1 protein-coding gene is annotated in these 787 nt (G+C 67.7%); it reads right to left on the bottom strand.

Features of this window, described 5'->3' with window-relative positions; translation table 11 throughout:
- Positions 1–178 precede the first annotated feature (178 nt).
- On the bottom strand, positions 179–787 hold a 609-nt coding region (locus tag WT24_RS21715; protein WP_060035823.1), incomplete at its 5' end, for a hypothetical protein.

Here is a 787-nt window from a genome sequence, read left to right on the forward strand (position 1 = left end):
GCAGGTCAATGCAATCAGTACAGCGGCTTTCATCGGGGTCCCCTTTCAAACGAACTGGACGAACGAAGCCGGCACGCGCGCATCGCGCCGCACGCACCGACCATCGGGAAATCAGGAATCGCGAATCGGGAAGCGAGACTCGGCAATCGGCCGGCGGCATCCCGCCGGCCCGCCTACGTCAGTTCACCTGCAACTGGCCGCCGCGGCCCAGCCCGCCCTTCACGTCCTGCGCCTTGTAGCTGCGCAGCGCGACGACCATCTTGTTGTACGCATCGATGAACGCGACGACCGTCGCCTTGCCCTCCGGCGTCGCCGAGAAGCCCGCGAGCGCACCGCCCACGCCGCCGCCGAAGCCGCCCAGCGCCGCGCCGTAGTTGGTCGCCGTCGAGCTGCCTTCCGCCGCCGCGATCTGCACCGCCGAGCGCACGTCGAACAGCGTCAGCGTCACCACCGACGCCTTCGTCTGCAGGTGGCCCGCCACCGCTGCCACCGCGCTGTTGCCGATCAGCCCGCCGATCATGCTGCCGATCCCGCCGATCGGCGAGTCGTTGATCACGATCTGCGGCTCCATGTAGTAGTCGGCCGCTACCCGCTGCCCCTTCTGCTGCTTAGAACCCGCGCGGTATTCGCCCGAGTTGCGCTGCAGTTGCGTGATGCGCGACAGGCGTGCGTCGCTCTTCTGGTTGCCGATCGACGTGATCACGAAGCAGTTCGACTGCTGCACCGCCAGGCGCAGCAGCGGGTCGATCGTCGTCATCTTGGTCGCGCTGCCGAACGGGCCCCACCA

The sequence above is a fragment of the Burkholderia sp. MSMB1078WGS genome (genome assembly GCF_001528895.1).
Taxonomy (GTDB): Bacteria; Pseudomonadota; Gammaproteobacteria; order Burkholderiales; family Burkholderiaceae; genus Burkholderia.